We start from the raw sequence: 15812 nt of genomic DNA, 5'->3' as shown, positions 1-15812 counted from the left end.
GCCACCACCCAGGGGGAATCTCGTGTCCACCTCCGGCCGTCTCGGACGACGGCTGATCCAGTTGTACGCGGGCCTCGCGCTGTACGGCGCGAGTTCGGCGCTGCTCGTGGCGGCCGGCCTGGGCCTCGAGCCCTGGAACGTGCTGCACCAGGGGCTCTCGGAGCTCACCGGGCTGACCATCGGCGTGGTGTCGATCGCCGTGGGGGCGGTGGTGCTGCTGCTGTGGATCCCGCTGCGCCAGCGGCCCGGCCTCGGCACGGTCTCCAACGTCTTCGTGGTCGGCCTCGCCATGGACGGCACCCTCGCTCTCCTGCCGGACGTGCACGCTCTCGCCGTACGCGTCCCGCTGCTGGTGGCGGGCATCGTGCTCAACGGCGCGGCGACCGGGCTGTACATCGCGGCGAGCTTCGGCCCGGGCCCGCGCGACGGGCTGATGACGGGGCTGCACCGGCGCACCGGCCGCTCGATCCGGCTGATGCGGACGCTGGTCGAGGTCACCGTGGTGGTCACCGGCTTCGCCCTGGGCGGCACCATCGGTATCGGGACCGTGCTCTACGCGGTGTCCATCGGCCCGCTGGCGCAACTGTTCCTGAAGGTGTTCGCCGCCCCGCCGGCACCGGGCGGCAGCACCGTCGTTGCCGCGGTGACACCCGATGGGGCGATACTGCGTCCGTGACCCTCACGACGCCGCCCCTGCGCCACCCGTACCTGGATCATCCGGGCCCGATCGCCTTCGCCCACCGCGGCGGGGCGGCCGACGGGCTGGAGAACACCCTGGTCCAGTTCCGGCGCGCCGTCGAGCTGGGCTACCGGTACATCGAGACCGATGTGCACGCGACGGCGGACGGCAGGCTCGTCGCCTTCCACGACGCGACGCTGGACCGGGTCACCGACGGCGCGGGCCGCATCGCCGACCTGCCGTGGCAGGACGTCCGGCACGCGCGCGTCGCGGGGCGGGAGCCGGTGCCGCTCTTCGAGGAGCTGCTGGAGACCTTTCCCGAGGCACGCTGGAACGTGGACGTCAAGGCGGAACCGGCGCTGCGGCCCCTGCTGGAGCTGATCGAGCGCACACAGGCCTGGGACCGGGTGTGCGTGGGCTCGTTCTCCGAGGCCCGGGTGCTGCGGGCGCAGCGGCTGGCCGGGCCGCGCCTGGCCACCTCGTTCGGCACGCGCGGAGTGCTCAGCCTGCGACTGCGCTCCTGGGGGCTGCCGGCCGCGGTGCGCCGGTCCGCGGTGGCCGCCCAGGTGCCCGAGGCCCAGTCGGGCGTCCCCGTGGTGGACAGCCGCTTCGTGCGCGCCGCCCACGCGCGCGGGCTGCAGGTGCACGTGTGGACGGTCAACGAGCCGGAGCGGATGCACCGGCTGCTGGACCTCGGTGTCGATGGCATCATGACCGATCACATCGACACGTTGCGCAAGGTCATGGAGGACCGCGGCGTCTGGGTCTGAGCGACCCGGCACCCGGGCCCCGGCCTTCGCACGGCACTGCGGCGGGGAAGCGAGGGCACGGGTGGGCACCGACACCGTGCGGGCGGGGACGGCCGGCGAAGCCGCGGGCCGGCGGCGCGAACAACGCGGCTGGTACTTCTACGACTGGGCGTGCTCGGTCTATTCGACCAGCGTCCTGACCGTGTTCCTCGGCCCGTACCTCACCTCGGTCGCCCGGAACGCGGCCGACGCCGACGGCTATGTGCACCCCCTGGGCATCCCGGTCCGGGCGGGCTCCTTCTTCGCCTACTCGGTGTCCCTGTCGGTGATCCTCGCGGTCGTGGTGATGCCCCTGGTGGGCAGCGCGGCGGACCGCACGGGCCGCAAGAAGCCGCTGCTCGGAGTGGCGGCGTACACCGGGGCCGCCGCCACGACCGGCATGTTCTTCCTGGACGGCGACCGCTACCTGCTCGGCGGAGCCCTCCTCGTCGCGGCCAACGCGGCGCAGTCCGTGGCGATGATGCTCTACAACTCCTACCTGCCGCAGATCGCGCCGCCCGGGGAGCGCGACGCGGTCTCCTCCCGCGGCTGGGCCTTCGGCTACGCCGCCGGGTCCCTGATGCTCGTCGCGAACCTGGTCCTGTACTCGGCGCACGCCTCCTTCGGGCTGACGGAGACGGCCGCCGTCCGCATCTGCCTCGCCTCGGCCGGACTGTGGTGGGGCGCCTTCACGCTCGTACCGCTGCGCCGGCTGCGCGACCGGCACACGCGCGTGGAGGGTGCCGCCGCCCCCGGTCTGCGGCAGCTCGCGGCGACGCTCAGGGACATGCGCCGGCATCCGCTGACGTTGGCATTCCTGCTGGCGTACCTGGTCTACAACGACGGCATCCAGACGGTGATCTCCCAGGCCTCCGTCTACGGCTCCGAGGAGCTGGGACTCGGGCAGTCCACACTGATCACGGCGGTGCTGCTGGTGCAGGTGCTGGCCGTGGCGGGGGCGCTCGCGATGGGGCGGCTGGCGCGGGCCCACGGAGCCAAGCGGACCATCCTCGGATCACTGGTGGCCTGGACGGTCACGCTGGGGGCGGGCTACTTCCTGCCCGCCGGGGCCCCGGTGTGGTTCTTCGTGCTGGCCGCCGGGATCGGGCTGGTGCTCGGCGGCAGCCAGGCGCTGTCCCGGTCGCTCTTCTCGCATCTGGTGCCGGCCGGCAAGGAGGCGGAGTACTTCTCCGCGTACGAGATGAGCGACCGCGGGATGAGCTGGCTCGGCCCGCTGCTGTTCGGGGTGACCTACCAGCTCACCGGGAGCTACCGCTCGGCGATCATCTCGCTGGTGGCCTTCTTCGTCATCGGTTTCGCCCTGCTCGCCCGGGTGCCGGTGCGGCGTGCGATCGAGGATGCGGGCAACCCGGTTCCGGACACGATTTAGCACTCGACACGAAAGGGCGGTAGTGTACGCGTTTGGCCTGCCAGGCGTACCGTTACTGCGCGTCAAAGATGCCGGAACGCTAGGTGACATCTGGCAGCAGATGTGACAAACCGGGCGCCTGTGGGTAGAACAAGGGGCGGCTACGACGGCGACGCATGACCCGGAACGGGAATCTTTACCGCCGACCGGACGTTGACCGGATGACGACGACAGCGACACCTGTCCTGTGGGCGACAAGCCCGGGAGGCACGATTCATGAGTGAGCGAGCTCTTCGCGGTACGCGCCTCGTAGTGACCAGCTACGAGACGGACCGCGGTATCGACCTGGCTCCGCGCCAGGCCGTGGAGTACGCATGCGAGAAGGGGCATCGTTTCGAGATGCCCTTCTCGGTCGAGGCGGAGATCCCGCCGGAGTGGGAGTGCAAGGTCTGCGGGGCCCAGGCACTCCTGGTGGACGGCGACGGCCCTGAAGAGAAGAAGGCCAAGCCCGCGCGTACCCATTGGGACATGCTGATGGAGCGGCGCACCCGTGAGGAACTCGAAGAGGTCCTCGAGGAGCGCCTGGCGGTTCTGCGCTCGGGGGCGATGAACATCGCGGTTCACCCCAGGGACAGCCGTAAGAGCGCGTAATCGCGAGAAGACACGAAATACCGCGGGCGCCGTACGTGATCCACGTACGGCGCCCGCGGTTTCGTGCTGTCCGGGCTGTCCGGGGAATGGCCGCCTCGCGCGGCCGTGTCCGTGGGTGTCAGCGGGTCAGCGGGTCAGCGGGTCAGCGGGTCAGCGGGTCAGCGGGTCAGCGGAGGGTGCTGCTCCCGGGGCCCGGCGGTGTCCTCCCGGATGACCTCGCCCTGCACCACCTTGCCGTCGGGGCGGTGCATGCGAGCCTGCTGGAAGGCGTCGCCCAGGCTGCCCGGGGCGGCGCGGCGGAGCCTGCGGTCGAGGGTGCGCTCGGTCCAGCGGCTCACGGCCTTCTGGACCGGCGGGAGCAACAGGAGGAGTCCGGCCGCGTCGGAGATCAGGCCCGGGATCATCAGCAGCAGACCGCCGAGCATCAGCAGCCCGTTGCCGCCGCCGCTGGCCGGCGAGCCGCCTCGCTGCAGCGCTTCGCCGAGGTTCTGGAAGGCGCGGCGCCCCGCCCGCTTGATGATCACCGAGCCGGCGACGACTCCCGCCACCAGCAGCAGGAGCACGGTGGGGCCGCTCGCCGCGCCCGCGACCCGCGTCAGCAGCCAGACCTCAAGCACCAGCCACACGACGACACCCAGCGGCAGGTACCTGCGCAGCCGGGAACGGCGGGGCCGGGTCGTGGACGGAGAGGTGGGAGCGCCAGTCGTCATGCTCCCAGTGTGCCTGGACGCGGCTCAGCACGGGATAAGCGGGCCGGCCGGGCGGTCAGCGGGAGCCGTGCGTCCGGGACCGGTCCTGCCCGCCCTTGCCGGTGACCTTGCCCACGCGGTCCCCGACGCCCCAGGCGGTGACCCGCCACAGCGCCTCGACCACGATGTTGCGGCTCATCTTGGAGTCGCCGAGTTCGCGCTCCACGAAGGTGATGGGCACCTCGACCACGTGGTAGCCGGCCTTCACCGCGCGCCGGGCCAGGTCGACCTGGAAGCAGTAGCCCTGTGAGGCGACGTCGTCCAGGCCCAGGCCCTCGAGGGTCTCGCGGCGGAAGGCGCGGTAGCCGCCGGTGATGTCGCGCAGCGGCAGGTCGAGGGCGAGGCGGGAGTAGAGGCTGCCGCCGCGGGAGATGAACTCGCGGGACTTGGGCCAGTTCACCACCCGGCCGCCGGGCACCCAGCGCGAGCCGAGCACCAGGTCGGCGCCCTTGAGGGCGGTGAGCAGCCGGGGCAGTTCCTCGGGCTGGTGGGAGCCGTCGGCGTCCATCTCGACCAGCACGCCGTAGCCGTGTTCCATGCCCCAGCGGAAGCCCGCCAGGTAGGCGGCGCCCAGCCCCTCCTTGCCCTTGCGGTGCAGCACCTGGACGTGGTCGTCCTCGGCGGCCAGTTCGTCGGCCAGCTTGCCCGTGCCGTCGGGGCTGTTGTCGTCCGCCACCAGTACGTGCGCCTCGGGGACGGCCTTGCGCACCCGGCCGACGATGGACTTGATGTTCTCCGCCTCGTTGTAGGTCGGGATGATCACCAAGGCCGTGCCGAGCGGACCGAACTGCCTCCCCTGGGCCTTGGCCGCGAGGGTCCCGTCGCCGTCGTTCACTGCTGCCCCTTCATGTCGTACGCAGGCGTCCACCATAGTGGCCGCGGCCTGCGCTGACGCGACGGCACGGTCGTACGGTGGTGTTGTTTCCTCAAGCGTGGGGTAAGGATGTGCTTTTCCGCATCCGCGTTCCGCTGCGGATGGGGGCCCGGCGCCCTTCGGGCCGACCTGGGACCCGCCGGCTGCGGGTCGACCTGAAGCCGTTGTCTACTGAGCAACCGGGCCCCACCCGGGTCACACCTTGCCGACCGGCCGGAGTGTTCCCCCGTCGGCGCGGACGCTGAGCCTGGCTGCCAGTGACGGTGCCGGTGCGGCACACCGTCCCTGACCCAGCGGCGCTGCGACGAGTGCGCGAACACTCCACGGTCGGGCGTCCGGTGGTGGACTCCGCCGAACCTACCGGCCCCCGGCCGTCGACTGTCAACAGCCGTCTGACCTGCATGGACGCACCGCCCGTCGGGAGGAACCCGGAGGATGCGCAGGTAGGGCGAGGCTGCGGCGCCCCAGGAGCGCCGTCGCGCCACCCCGGGAGATCACTCGCCCGGCCGTACGAACACCGTCCGTCCGCCGACCACGGTGCGCAGGCAGCGGGGCAGCTCGCCACCGGGGCTCAGATCGGGCAGGCCGGGGGTGCCGGAGCGCGGGTCGGTGGACCAGCGGGCCACCCGGTCGTCGGGGGCCTGGACGACCAGCTCACCGGTGCGCCAGACGGCGTAGTCGGCGGGTGCGCCGGGCACCAGGACGCCGGCGTCGTCGCGGCCGGTGGCCCGCCAGCCGCCGCGGGTGTGGGCGGTGAACGCGGCACGGACGGACACCCGGTGCTCGGGCGTGTGGTGGAACGCGGCGGCACGGACCGTGCCCCAGGGGTCGAGCGGGGTGACCGGGCTGTCCGAGCCGAACGCCAGGGGGACCCCGGCCCGCAGCAGCGCGGCGAACGGATTGAGGGTGCGGGCCCGGTCGGCGCCGAGGCGCCGGGCGTACATGCCGTCCTCGCCGCCCCAGAGCGCGTCGAAGGCCGGCTGCACGGAGGCGATCAGGCCCAGCTCGGCGAAGGCGGCCACGGCCTCGGGCGTGAGCATCTCGGCGTGCTCGACGCGGTGCCGGGCCGCGCGGACCCGGGCGAGGCCGACCTTCTCGGCGGCCGTGCGCACGCCCTCCACGACCGCCGTCACGGCCGCGTCGCCGATGGCGTGGAAGCCCGCCTGGAGCGCCGCCTCGGTGCAGGCGACGACATGGTCGGCGACGGCGTCGGCGTCCAGGTAGGCGGTACCGGTGTGCCCGGCGTCGGCGTACGGCTGGTGCAGACAGGCGGTGTGCGAGCCGAGGGCGCCGTCCACGAAGAGGTCACCGGCGGCGCCGAGCGCGCCCAGCTCGCGGGCCTTGTCGACGTCCTGCTCGGCCCAGTAGCCGATCACGCGCGGTCCGGGCACCTCGGCCGCGAGCCGCAGCAGGGCGGTGAAGTCGTCCTCGGAGGAGATCTGCGGGCCGCCGCACTCGTGCACCGAGCCGATTCCGAGGGAGGCGGCGTGGGCGAGGGCGGTGCGCTGTGCCTCGGCGCGCTGGGCCGGGGTGACGGCGGCCAGAGCGGCTTCGCGCACCGCGTGGTGGGCGTCGGCGGTGAGCGGCGCGTCCGCGCGGGTGACGTCCCTGGGGACCAGGTCCAGCAGGGCGGTGGTGACGACCGCCGAGTGCACGTCGATGCGGGAGAGGTAGAGCGGGCGGCCACCGGTGGCGGCGTCCAGTTCCGCGCGTGTCGGCGGACGGCCGCCGGGCCAGCGGGCGGCGTCCCAGCCGTGGCCGAGCAGGACCCGGTCGTCGGGCCTGGCGGCGGCGAAGTCGCGGACCAGAGCGAGGGCCGCCTCCAGTGAGGGGGCGCCGGACAGGTCGAGGCCGGTCAGCGCGAGGCCGGTGGCGGTGGTGTGCACATGGGCGTCGGTGAACGCGGGGGTGACCAGGGCACCGTCGAGGTCGACCACCTCGTCCACGCCGTCGGCGAAGGCGTCGGCGGCACCCTCGGAGCCGACCCAGGCGACCTGGCCCCGCTCCACCACCATGGCGGTGGCGAAGGGGTCGGCGGGGCTGTGGACCTCTCCGCGGCGCAGGAGGACGGTCTGGGGGTCGGTGGACTGCTCACTCATGCCCCACAGTCTCTCGCGCGCGTGGCGCACGCCGGGCACCGGGGCGTGCGGTTCAGATCCTCGGGGGCCGCGCCTCGTACGGAGTGGACAGCACGACGGTGGTGCGCGTGGAGACCCCGGCCAGGCTGCGCAGCCGGGCGAGCAGTTCCTCCAGTTCGTGCGGGGTGGCCACGCGCACCTTGAGGATGTAGTTCTCGTCGCCCGCGACGCTGTGGCAGGCCTCGATCTCGGGTACGCCGGCGAGGCGGTCCGCGATGTCGTCGGGGGCGCTCGGGTCGAACGGTTTCACCGAGATGAAAGCGGTCATGGGCAGCCCGACGGCCTCGGGGTCGACGACCGCGGCGTAGCCGCGGATGACGCCACGCTGTTCGAGCCGGCGCACCCGCTGGTGCACGGCCGACGTGGACAGGCCCGTGGCCTTGCCCAGGTCTGTGTAGCTCATCCGCCCGTCCTTGACGAGCAGCTGCACGATCTGACGGTCCAGCTCCTCCATGGCGCCAAAACCTACAGTGCGCGTGATCTCCTCGGATACCTGGGCAACGCTGGTCATGCCCGGTTCGCCAGGTGCGTGGACTCCGTGGCCGGGCCACCGGGGTGCGGGCCGGGTGGACGACGGAGGACAAAAGCACCGCACCGGACACCCGCGCGAGGCATGTGACGAAGACCACAGCGGACGGGCGTCCTCCGTGATGCTCTCGTGATTACCTCCCGGACGTGGCGGGAAGTGCTTGCTGTGGTCGAGGCCGCAGTGCCTTCACGGCCCAGCCTTAGGGGGAGAATCCCATGCAGAGTGTCAAGCGCCCTGGTCGATCCGCGTCCAAGCGGCAGCAGCCGGTCGTCGAGCCCGAGCCGGAGGGCGTCGAACCCGACGCCGACCCGGCCGACGAACTCGACGCCTACGACACCTTCGAGATGTACCGGGTGCTCTGCCCGGACTGCGCGCAGCCCATCGCGCTGCTCGCGGACGAGGAGTTCCTGCCGGAGCACGCGCTGTGCGCCTCGCCGTGGAACCCGTTCGGCCTCACGGTCTGCGCCGGCACGGGCCGCGCCGCGACCGAGGCCCGCCCCGCGGACGAGTCCTTCGCCCCGCAGGAGCAGGACACCGCCCTGCTGCTGACGCTCCCCCAGGGTCTGAACTGGCGGACGCAGCCCTTCTCGCACGTCGGCGGCCCGGGCTCGCGCCCGATGCGCGTGCAGGCGATGGGCCGCCAGGCGGCCTGAGCCACCTCACCCCGCACGGACATGACCGATCCGCGCCACGGCCGCGCGAGCCGCCGTGGCGCGGGACGGGCACGTCGGGAAACAGCCCCTCCGGAGCAGTCGCCCTCGGTTTCGCCGGGGACGGCGGTTCCAGCGGCACGCGGAGGCGGACGCCGGTGAACTGAAGCTCGATTCCGCCGGGCGGTGACCCGCCCGGCCCGCGCCGCGTTCTTCCGGGCATGACCGCCTTGCACACGGCCACCGGGCGTCAGCGCCGGATCTTCGTACCCCGCCCCGCGGGATCGGTTCCGCCGTCCGCGCCGCAGGACCCGCCCATCTACCGCGATCTCATGCGCGCCTGGGCCGACGGGGGCCGCACCCTGCCGGGCCGCCACGATCCGGAGTGGATCAGGCTGGCGGCCCCGACGGTGCGCAGCGGCGAGTTCAGCGACCCTCCGGCCCTGCCACGTGACGGGCGATGACCATCCGCTGGATCTGGTTCGTGCCCTCGACGATCTGCAGGACCTTGGCCTCGCGCATGTAGCGCTCGGCCGGGAAGTCGGCGGTGTAGCCGTAGCCGCCGAGTATCTGCACCGCGTCGGTGGTGACCTTCATGGCCGTGTCGGTGCAGTACAGCTTGGCCATGGCGGCCTGCTTGGCGAACGGCCTGCCCGCGTCGCGCAGCCGGGCCGCGGCGAGGTAGAGCGCCCGGCCGGCCTCGATCTGGGTCGCCATGTCGGCGATCATGAAGCGCAGGCCCTGGAAGTCGCCGATGGGCCGTCCGAACTGCCGGCGCTGGGCCGCGTAGGCGACCGCCTCGTCCAGCGCCGCCTGGGCCAGGCCGATGGCGCAGGCCGCGATGCCGAGCCGGCCCGAGTCCAGGGCGGACAGCGCGATGGCGAAGCCCTGCCCCTCCTCACCGAGGCGCCGACTGTCGGGAACGCGGACGCCGTCGAGGTGGACCTGGGCGGTCGGGCTGCCCTTCATGCCCATCTTCTTCTCGGGCACCGCGCCGCTCAGCCCCTCGGCGTCGCCGGGCACCAGGAAGGCGGTGATCCCGCGCGGGCCCTCCTCTCCGGTGCGGGCCATCACGGTGTAGAAGTCGGCGATGCCGCCGTGCGTGATCCAGGCCTTGGTGCCGGTGATCACCCAGTCGTCGCCCTCGCGGACGGCCTTGGTGCGCAGTGAGGCCGCGTCGGAGCCGGAGGACGGCTCGGAGAGGCAGTAGGCGCCCAGCAGACCGCCGCCGAGCATGGCGGGCAGGTGCTCGACCTGCTGCTGCTTGGTGCCGTAGGCGGCGAGCCCGTAGGAGGCGAGCGTGTGCACGCTGACGCCCAGACCGACGGTCAGGCGGGCCGCGGCCAGCTCCTCCAGGACCTGGAGGTACACCTCGTAGGGCTGGTCTCCGCCGCCGTACTCGGAGTCGTACGGCAGGCCCAGCAGGCCCGTTTCCGAGAGCAGGGTGAAGACCTCACGCGGGAAGCGCCCGGCGTCCTCCTCCTCGGCCGCCCTGGGCGCGACCTCGCGCTGCGCCAGTTCACGGACGAGCGCGAGCAGGTCCCTCGCCTCTTCCGTCGGCAGTTGACGCTCCACCGGCTGCGGGTCGCGGTCGGACATGGCGTCGCTCTCCTCCCTGTTCGGGCACACGGGGCGGATGTGCGCCTTGGGTGGGGCGGCTCCGCCTGATCGTTCCGGTCCGGCCGAGGCACCCGCCTCCGGGTCTCGGAAGCTGCTGACCAGCGGCTGTGTGCCGTGAGTATGCCCGATCAGCGACCTCCCGTCACCAGTTAACGACCGCTTACTCCAAGAATCCAGCCGAAGCGTTATCCACCCTCGAGATTGGTCCGAACCATTGACCTATTGGTCTAGTCCTCCTACTGTGCATGACCAACGCTTTACCGCGTTCATGCCAATCGGCGCGCGTTCCCCTCTCCCCCACGAGGAGCCACCCCGATGCACACTCCCCACCGCCCCCGCGCCCGGTTCCGGGCGCTGGTCGCCGCCGCGTGTTCCGCCGTTCTCGGCGCCGGACTGCTGGCCGGCGCCGGCACCGCGACCGCCGCCGCCCCGGCCACCCCCGCGGCCCCGCACGTCAAGGCCGGTTCCAAGGTCGTCGGCTACTTCACCGAATGGGGCACCTACGACCGCAAGTACTACGTGAAGAACATCGAGACCTCGGGCTCCGCCGCCAAGCTCACCCACGTCAACTACGCCTTCGGCAACGTCACCGGCGGCAAGTGCGCGATGGGCGACTCCTATGCGGCGACCGACCGCGCCTACACCGCAACCGAGTCCGTCGACGGCGTGGCCGACACCTGGGACCAGCCGCTGCGCGGCAACTTCAACCAGCTGCTGAAGCTGAAGAAGAAGCACCCCGGCCTGAAGGTGCTGTGGTCGTTCGGCGGCTGGACCTGGTCCGGCGGCTTCGGAGAGGCCGCCAGGAACCCGTCCGCCTTCGCCCAGTCCTGCTACGACCTGGTGAAGAACTCCAAGTGGGCGGGTGTCTTCGACGGCATCGACATCGACTGGGAGTACCCGAACGCCTGCGGCAACACCTGCGACACCAGCGGCCGGGAGGCCTTCAGGAACGTCATGGCCGCACTGCGGTCCAAGTTCGGCTCCGGCAGCCTGGTCACCGCGGCCATCACCGCGGACGCCACCAGCGGCGGCAAGATCGACGCGGCGGACTACGCGGGCGCGGCGCAGTACGTCGACTGGTACAACCCGATGACCTACGACTACTTCGGCGCCTGGGACGCGGCCGGCCCGACCGCCCCGCACTCCCCCCTGACCTCCTACTCGGGCATCCCGAAGGCCGGCTTCCACACCTCGGCGACCATCGCCAAGCTCAGGGGCCTCGGCGTCCCGGCCTCGAAGCTGCTGCTCGGCATCGGCTTCTACGGCCGCGGCTGGACCGGCGTCACCCAGGCGGCGCCCGGCGGCACGGCGACCGGCCCTGCGGCGGGCACGTACGAGCAGGGCATCGAGGACTACAAGGTGCTGAAGACCAAGTGCCCGGCCACCGGCACCGTGGGCGGCACGGCCTATGCCAAGTGCGGCAGCAACTGGTGGAGTTACGACACCCCGGCGACCATCGGCACGAAGATGGCGTACAAGAACCAGCAGGGACTCGGCGGTACGTTCTTCTGGGAGCTGAGCGGCGACACCGCGAACGGTGAGCTGATCAAGGCGATCAACTAGCTCTTCGGGAAGTGGCGTTCGGGCGTGGTGTGGAGGAGCGCGAGCCTCCGCTCCACGCCCGCTACGCGTCGCGGCGCGCGGGCGGCGGTGCGGGGTAGGACGGGTCCAGTTCCTCGACGGCGCGCAGCGCCCCGCCGAGGGTCTTCACCAGCAGGTCGCGCATGGTGTCCCGGGGCAGTTCGGGGCGGTCGATCCAGTCGAGGGTGGCACCCTCCACGCTGCACACCCAGGAGAGCAGCCCCATGCGGGCCAGCGGGGCGATGTCCCGGCGGCCGTAGGCCCCTTCGGCGATCGTGGCGACGATGGCCTCGCGGACGCCGTCCCGGATGGCGTGCACCTCGGTGTCGAAGCCGACCCCGCCGCTGACGATGGTGCGGTAGGCGGCCTGGTGGTGCTCGGCGAAGCGCAGGTAGGTGTCGATGGTGCGGTGGACACGGTCCACGGCGGGCAGTTCTAGGCCGCTCGCGGCGAAGTCGACCAGGTCGGCGACGGAGGCGTGGATGATGGCCAGGTAGTAGCCGCGCTTGGACTGGAAGTAGTAGTAGATCAGCCCCTTGGCGACGTGCGCCTGCCGGGCGATGTCGTCCATGGACAGTGCGTCGTAGGACGTGTCGGCGAACAACTTCCGTCCGATGGCGATGAGTTCGGCGCGACGCGCCTCGGAACGCTCGGTGCCGCGCGTCCGGGGACGGACGGCGGCACGCTGTGGACGCATATTCACTTTCGACCCTGGTCTAGGAGGTCGGCGGGACATCCGCAGTATGTCAGAACATGCCGGCCCGGCGCGGGGCCGGCCCGGTTCAGAGCAGACCGAGCCGGGTCACCAGCATCGCGACCACCACGACGAGCACCCAGCCCATGACGTGTTCGAGGATCTCCGGGCCGTCTTCCTTGGGGCCGCCGGTGCCGACGCGGGTGGCGGTGGCCGAGTGTGCGGTCATGGTGTTCTCACAGAGGTCGGACGTACGAAGCGGAATCCCCCCACCCGTTCGTCCACTTTGCCACCCGCGACGGCATTTGCGGCGGAGACGTTGCTCACACGGTCCGCATCAGCACACTCCCACCGCCGCGAGCGCCTTGCGCTGACGCGCGGTCGGGCGGTCCGGGAAGTAGAGGTAGCAGACCCCGCCCGTGCCGCTTCTGACCTTGCCGTTCGCGTCGTACCGCTTGGTCCTGAGCCAGATGTTCTCGAACTCCCGCCGCAGGTACACCCGCCGTACCGCCTCGTCGCTCGGCGAGGCCGGGTCGTTGGCGATCACGTCGCCGTCGGCCGTGAAGCCGATCACGGTCATGAGGTGGCCGGAGGTGCCGTATCCGGCGCCGGTCAGCTCGGTCTTGAGGAAGGACTGGGACGTTATGGCCGGGATGCCGGCCGCGACCAGGGTCTCCAGGTCGGTGAGCGAGGCGAGCCGGGTGACCACCCCCTGGATGCCGTCGAACGTGGCCGCGTAGGCGGCGTTGAACGGCCAGTTGCCGCAGCCCTCGTACTGGTTGTCGTACGTGTACCGGGCCGCGTGGTCCACCTGCGGGTCGGCGTAGGACGGGTCGACCCAGGAAAGCTGCTCGGGGGTGAGCCGGCCGCCCCAGTACTCGATGATCATCTGCGAGGAGGTCGGGCTGCACCAGGCCTCGCCGCCGTTGTCGTACTCCGGGTACTGGCCCTTGTGGATCTCCTGCGAGTAGCGGGGGACGGCCAGTTCGCCGGAGAGGGCGGGGGCGGACGCGGGGACGGTGAAGCGGTCGGGGATGTCGGAACCCATGGCGCCGAGCCGCCAGACGGTCGGGGTGAGACGCGTGCCGGGGGTGCGGTAGAGGGTGAGGCGCAGCCGGTAGGAGGCCAGGCGCAGACCGGTGCTCGCGTCGTCGATGGCGAAGGTGTCGGTCCAGATCGTGCTCTTGCCGTCGGTCTGGTCGTCCACCGAGGTGCGCTTGATGTCCTGGTCGCCCGCGGCCCAGCGGCCCATCACGTACCAGGGGGTGTCCGTACCGTCGGAGTACGTGCCGCGCAGCTCGACCTGGAGCCAGGTGCCCTCGGGGGTGTGCGCGTTCCAGGAGGCGATGACCTCGGTCGCGGGCACGGCGAGCCGGTGGACCGGGGAGGTCCAGATCGCGTACTCCCAGGTGGCCGTACGGCCGGTGTGCGGGTCGGTGTAGTCGGTGCGGCCGGCGGCGGCCCCGATCTCGGCGCCGGGCCGGCGGCCCGGGACGGCCCGGACGCCCTCCGCGGTACCGCGGCGCCAGTCGCGGTACGAGGTCCAGGCGCGGTAGTCGACGGGGCGGCCCGGCGCTGCGGCGGTGCCCGTGCCGGCGGGCGCCGACGCGGTGGCCGCGGCCGCGGGCATGGTTCCCGAGGCGACCGCGGCGACCACCGCGGCGGCGAGAACGGTTCTGCGGGAGGGCTGCTGGGCTCTGCTCATGGGCGCGGTTACCCCCAGGTGTCCGGGTCGGGGCTGGTGCGGTTGGTGCGCCAACTATGAACGGAGACGGCATGCCCCTGCCAGCACTTCCGCCGTATGGCGCGCTACCAATATTGGTCTAGAACAGTGATGGGACCTGGGGAGTGCGCGCCGGGTAGTGCGCCGCGGCCCCCGCGCGGGCGTTGTGCTGTGCGCCGGGGCCGTGGCGTCGAGCGGGTCAGATGAGATCCATCGCGGCGACCTCGTCGGGGCGGCCGTAGCTGACCGGTCCCTGGAAGCGGCGGCGAGCGGTGGCGAACCACCAGACCGTGGCCACGAGCAGGACGACGGCCAGCGCGATCGGCGCGTAGTTGAAGGAGTCGGCGGTGATGGGCGAGGCCTGCGGCAGCATGAACAGCACGCTGCTGAGCAGGATCCAGGTCACCGCGACCCAGCCGATCGGCTTGCCCCAGCGGCCCAGGTGCCAGGGGCCGGGCTGGAACTCGTCGCCGAGCCGCAGCCGCAGGAAGACCGGCACGGCGTAGGCGAGGAACAGCCCCACCACGTTGACGCTCACGATGGCGGTGAACGCCGTGTGCGACCACCAGCCCGGGATCACCAGGGCGAGCGAGCAGCCCACCGCGAGCCACACCGCCTTGACCGGCGTCCGGGTGCGCAGCGAGACCGTGTGCCACCAGCGGGAGCCGGGCATGGCGCCGTCCCGGGAGAAGGCGAAGATCTGCCGGGTGTTGCTGGTGAGGTTGGCCAGACCGCAGAAGAGCATGGCGCCGATGACGATGAGCAGCATCACCTTGGCGGCGCCGAGGCCGAGGCCGTCGATGAGAATCTGGACGGGCGGCGCGGCCGAACCGGCCACCTTGCCGTAGTCGCTAATGCTGTAGACCAGCGCGAGCATAAGGATCAGACCGGTGATCGCCGAATAGCCGATGGCACGGGTGATGCCCTTCGGCGCGTTGACCGTCGCCTGGACCGTTTCCTCGGACATGTGGAAGCTGCCGTCGAAGCCGGTGAAGGTCCAGCTGGTGACCAGCAGGCCGAGCATGCCGCCGTAAAGTCCGTTGGTGAAGCCGGTGTTGTTCTCGAAATGCGTCACGAAGGACGCGGACTGATGATGGTCGGGCATCACGATGAGTGCGGTCACGATCACCACGAGTCCGATCAGCAGCCACCACACGGAAACGCGGTTCAGTACGGCGACGAGCTGGACCGTGAAGGTGTTGGCGAGCCCCTGCGCCACGATGATCACTGCCGTGATCAGGACGGTCTGGTGCGCGGTCGGCTGGTACGAGGACCACTGCAGGGCGACGAAGGCCTGGATGAACGTGGCCGCCGCGTACCCGGTGGCGGCGGTGCCGCCGATCTGGCCCACGAAGTTCAGCCAGCCGGTGAACCAGGACCAGGCGCCCTTGTGCCGCTTGGCGAGTTTGCCCGCCGAGAAATAGAGCGCACCGCTCGTCGGATATGCCGAAGCGACCTCCGCCATCGCTGCGCCGATGAACAGCACCATGACGGAGACGCCGATCCAGCCGAACACGAGAACACGGGGACCACCCGCGTTCATACCGAATCCGAAGGACGAGAAAATGCCCGAGAGGATATTGATGATGGTGAAGGAGATCGCGAAATTGTCGAACGCCTTGAAGCGCCGGGTGAGTTTCCGCGGATAACCCATCGCGTGCAGGGTCGCGTCGTCGTCGAGCACGACCGCGTCCTCTCCCCCGCGGGCGTTCGCCCGTGGAGCCGATATCCGTTCCGACACAGATCGACCTTTCTCTTGGTGGGGGG

The 15812-nt window shown here is 71.5% G+C and carries 16 protein-coding genes; 7 read left to right on the top strand and 9 right to left on the bottom strand.

What is annotated here, in order from left to right:
- Positions 1-22 precede the first annotated feature (22 nt).
- The 4 genes from yczE to ACZ6B1_RS22140 all read left to right on the top strand — a co-directional run bounded on the left by yczE (position 23) and on the right by ACZ6B1_RS22140 (position 3487).
- A complete protein-coding gene (gene yczE, locus ACZ6B1_RS22155) occupies positions 23-676 on the top strand; it encodes a membrane protein YczE (RefSeq protein ID WP_468780820.1) in 654 nt (217 codons plus the stop codon).
- Positions 673-1449 carry a glycerophosphodiester phosphodiesterase gene (locus tag ACZ6B1_RS22150; protein ID WP_468780818.1) on the top strand — a complete coding sequence of 259 codons (777 nt, stop codon included), beginning with the start codon at positions 673-675 and terminating at the stop codon, positions 1447-1449. Before yczE ends, ACZ6B1_RS22150 begins: the two co-directional genes overlap by 4 nt.
- A 61-nt stretch (positions 1450-1510) precedes the next feature.
- Positions 1511-2857: an MFS transporter gene (locus tag ACZ6B1_RS22145; RefSeq protein ID WP_468780816.1), complete on the top strand. Its 1347-nt coding sequence runs from the start codon at positions 1511-1513 to the stop codon at positions 2855-2857.
- A 255-nt stretch (positions 2858-3112) separates the two neighbouring features.
- The gene (locus ACZ6B1_RS22140) at positions 3113-3487 is read left to right on the top strand and encodes an RNA polymerase-binding protein RbpA (protein ID WP_003977404.1); all 375 of its coding nucleotides are present in this window, start codon (positions 3113-3115) and stop codon (positions 3485-3487) included.
- A 158-nt stretch (positions 3488-3645) separates the two neighbouring features.
- Here the strand turns inward: ACZ6B1_RS22140 and fxsA are convergent, their stop codons facing one another.
- From fxsA to ACZ6B1_RS22120, 4 genes are all read right to left on the bottom strand, one after another.
- Entirely contained in the window at positions 3646-4197 is a 552-nt protein-coding gene (fxsA, locus tag ACZ6B1_RS22135; protein ID WP_468780814.1) for an FxsA family membrane protein, read from the bottom strand.
- A 55-nt stretch (positions 4198-4252) separates the two neighbouring features.
- Positions 4253-5071, bottom strand: coding sequence for a polyprenol monophosphomannose synthase (locus tag ACZ6B1_RS22130; protein WP_468780812.1), 819 nt, complete (start codon positions 5069-5071; stop codon positions 4253-4255).
- 533 nt (positions 5072-5604) lie between these two features.
- Positions 5605-7209 carry an amidohydrolase gene (locus ACZ6B1_RS22125; protein ID WP_468780810.1) on the bottom strand — a complete coding sequence of 535 codons (1605 nt, stop codon included), beginning with the start codon at positions 7207-7209 and terminating at the stop codon, positions 5605-5607.
- Positions 7210-7261: 52 nt separating this feature from the next.
- Positions 7262-7702: an Lrp/AsnC family transcriptional regulator gene (locus ACZ6B1_RS22120; protein ID WP_004002750.1), complete on the bottom strand. Its 441-nt coding sequence runs from the start codon at positions 7700-7702 to the stop codon at positions 7262-7264.
- A 290-nt stretch (positions 7703-7992) separates the two neighbouring features.
- Here ACZ6B1_RS22120 and ACZ6B1_RS22115 point away from each other — a divergent pair, with 290 nt between their 5' ends.
- Positions 7993-8430, top strand: coding sequence for a hypothetical protein (locus ACZ6B1_RS22115; RefSeq protein ID WP_468780808.1), 438 nt, complete (start codon positions 7993-7995; stop codon positions 8428-8430).
- Between the two features lie 218 nt (positions 8431-8648).
- The gene (locus ACZ6B1_RS22110) at positions 8649-8891 is read left to right on the top strand and encodes a hypothetical protein (protein ID WP_468780807.1); all 243 of its coding nucleotides are present in this window, start codon (positions 8649-8651) and stop codon (positions 8889-8891) included.
- On the opposite strand, the gene ACZ6B1_RS22105 is transcribed toward ACZ6B1_RS22110, so the two are convergent.
- A complete protein-coding gene (locus ACZ6B1_RS22105) occupies positions 8854-10026 on the bottom strand; it encodes an acyl-CoA dehydrogenase (RefSeq protein ID WP_468780805.1) in 1173 nt (390 codons plus the stop codon). The two genes, ACZ6B1_RS22110 and ACZ6B1_RS22105, sit on opposite strands and share 38 nt — an antisense overlap.
- A 336-nt stretch (positions 10027-10362) precedes the next feature.
- Between ACZ6B1_RS22105 and ACZ6B1_RS22100 the strand changes: the two genes are divergently transcribed.
- Complete coding sequence (locus ACZ6B1_RS22100; protein ID WP_468780803.1) at positions 10363-11610, top strand: glycoside hydrolase family 18 protein; 1248 nt, start codon at positions 10363-10365, stop codon at positions 11608-11610.
- Between the two features lie 61 nt (positions 11611-11671).
- Here ACZ6B1_RS22100 and ACZ6B1_RS22095 read toward each other — a convergent pair whose 3' ends face one another.
- The 4 genes from ACZ6B1_RS22095 to ACZ6B1_RS22080 all read right to left on the bottom strand — a co-directional run bounded on the left by ACZ6B1_RS22095 (position 11672) and on the right by ACZ6B1_RS22080 (position 15786).
- Complete coding sequence (locus ACZ6B1_RS22095) at positions 11672-12325, bottom strand: TetR/AcrR family transcriptional regulator (protein WP_468780801.1); 654 nt, start codon at positions 12323-12325, stop codon at positions 11672-11674.
- Between the two features lie 85 nt (positions 12326-12410).
- Positions 12411-12551, bottom strand: a complete 141-nt coding sequence (locus ACZ6B1_RS22090; RefSeq protein ID WP_468780799.1) for an SCO1431 family membrane protein — start codon at positions 12549-12551, stop codon at positions 12411-12413.
- Between the two features lie 108 nt (positions 12552-12659).
- Positions 12660-14027, bottom strand: coding sequence for a peptidase C39 family protein (locus tag ACZ6B1_RS22085; RefSeq protein WP_468780797.1), 1368 nt, complete (start codon positions 14025-14027; stop codon positions 12660-12662).
- A 217-nt stretch (positions 14028-14244) separates the two neighbouring features.
- Positions 14245-15786, bottom strand: coding sequence for an amino acid permease (locus ACZ6B1_RS22080; RefSeq protein ID WP_468780796.1), 1542 nt, complete (start codon positions 15784-15786; stop codon positions 14245-14247).
- Positions 15787-15812: the final 26 nt, after the last annotated feature.

Source organism: Streptomyces sp. NPDC041129 (assembly GCF_055592265.1).
This window is presented reverse-complemented; position numbering and strand designations above follow the sequence as displayed.

What these genes read in the sequence shown, in the direction of transcription:
- ACZ6B1_RS22140 (WP_003977404.1), top strand. Translation starts at nt 3,113, where the DNA reads ATGAGTGAGCGAGCTCTTCGCGGTACGCGCCTCGTAGTGACCAGCTAC.
- fxsA (WP_468780814.1), bottom strand. Translation starts at nt 4,197, where the DNA reads ATGACGACTGGCGCTCCCACCTCTCCGTCCACGACCCGGCCCCGCCGT.
- ACZ6B1_RS22125 (WP_468780810.1), bottom strand. Translation starts at nt 7,209, where the DNA reads ATGAGTGAGCAGTCCACCGACCCCCAGACCGTCCTCCTGCGCCGCGGA.
- ACZ6B1_RS22120 (WP_004002750.1), bottom strand. Translation starts at nt 7,702, where the DNA reads ATGGAGGAGCTGGACCGTCAGATCGTGCAGCTGCTCGTCAAGGACGGG.
- ACZ6B1_RS22115 (WP_468780808.1), top strand. Translation starts at nt 7,993, where the DNA reads ATGCAGAGTGTCAAGCGCCCTGGTCGATCCGCGTCCAAGCGGCAGCAG.
- ACZ6B1_RS22110 (WP_468780807.1), top strand. Translation starts at nt 8,649, where the DNA reads ATGACCGCCTTGCACACGGCCACCGGGCGTCAGCGCCGGATCTTCGTA.
- ACZ6B1_RS22105 (WP_468780805.1), bottom strand. Translation starts at nt 10,026, where the DNA reads ATGTCCGACCGCGACCCGCAGCCGGTGGAGCGTCAACTGCCGACGGAA.
- ACZ6B1_RS22100 (WP_468780803.1), top strand. Translation starts at nt 10,363, where the DNA reads ATGCACACTCCCCACCGCCCCCGCGCCCGGTTCCGGGCGCTGGTCGCC.
- ACZ6B1_RS22095 (WP_468780801.1), bottom strand. Translation starts at nt 12,325, where the DNA reads ATGCGTCCACAGCGTGCCGCCGTCCGTCCCCGGACGCGCGGCACCGAG.
- ACZ6B1_RS22090 (WP_468780799.1), bottom strand. Translation starts at nt 12,551, where the DNA reads ATGACCGCACACTCGGCCACCGCCACCCGCGTCGGCACCGGCGGCCCC.
- ACZ6B1_RS22085 (WP_468780797.1), bottom strand. Translation starts at nt 14,027, where the DNA reads ATGAGCAGAGCCCAGCAGCCCTCCCGCAGAACCGTTCTCGCCGCCGCG.